This is a genomic window from Candidatus Obscuribacterales bacterium, assembly GCA_036703605.1.
Classification (GTDB): Bacteria; Cyanobacteriota; Cyanobacteriia; order RECH01; family RECH01; genus RECH01.
Map to the genome: position 1 here is coordinate 1 of DATNRH010000824.1, position 1,050 is coordinate 1,050.

1 protein-coding gene is annotated in these 1,050 nt (G+C 54.9%); it reads right to left on the minus strand.

Going from position 1 to position 1,050, the window contains the following annotated elements; all coding sequences use genetic code 11:
- Window positions 1-452: 452 nt before the first annotated feature.
- Window positions 453-1,050 (minus strand): HAD-IC family P-type ATPase (locus V6D20_17070; protein HEY9817493.1); only part of this gene is annotated, 598 nt, incomplete at its 5' end.

A 1,050-nucleotide genomic window follows, 5' to 3' on the forward strand; every position in this document is an offset into this window, starting at 1 on the left:
CATCTATGTCTGATCGTTCGCAACTGCTCGAACTCTGTCTTGAAATTGAAGAAGCCATTCGGAGAATAGAATGGCGATTTGAATACCTCTAGGGATGACAACCAAGCTGTAATCCTCTCACTGAGAGATTTCTGGCGGTCGAATCTCCTCCAAGAATCAGCTCATCTCACCTTGTCCAAAATGCAATCATGACCGGAAATTGGGCGATTCGGGGATTATGCCAATGATGTATCACCCATTTGGGGTGGAGACCTCAGCCATTCTTGAGACTCTATCAATTGCTATAACCCTTTGAGGGCAAGGATTATAAGCATGTTGTCATCCCCTGAGGTGAGGGTCTTGATTTATGCAAGAGGTCTAATGAACCCACCTCTCCCTTGCAGGGACTTCCCCCAGGAGGAGTGCGCAGAGCGCGGGGTGGGTTCATAGCGAAACGGGGAGCCTCCCCATGTTTACGCTTTCAGTTGAAACTGCCGCAAACGGAGGGCATTGAGCACAACAGACACAGAACTCATCGCCATTGCGGCACCGGCGATCATGGGGCTGAGGAGCCAGCCGGTGAAGGGGTAGAGGGCGCCGGCAGCGATGGGAATGCTGATCACGTTGTAGATGAAGGCAAAGAAGAGGTTGCTGCGGATGTTGCGCATCGTGGCGCGGCTGAGTTGAATGGCGGTGATGATGCCTTGGAGGTCGCCGGAAATCAAGGTGATGTCCGAGGCAGCCATGGCTACATCAGTACCGGTGCCGATCGCAATCCCCACATCGGCTTGGGCGAGGGCGGGCGCGTCGTTAATGCCGTCCCCGACCATGGCGACGATCGCAGCCGATTTGCGGTGGGCTTTTTCCTGTTGCAACTGCTGAATGATTTCGGCTTTTTGGTCGGGGCGGACTTGGGCAAAGCTGCGATCAATGCCCACTTCGGCGGCGATCGCATCGGCGGTTTTGGGGTTATCGCCCGTGAGGAGGACGACTTCTAAGCCCATGCGCTGTAAGCGTTGCACCACTTGCTTGGAAGAGGGTTTGAGGGCATCGGCGATCGCCACAATCGCG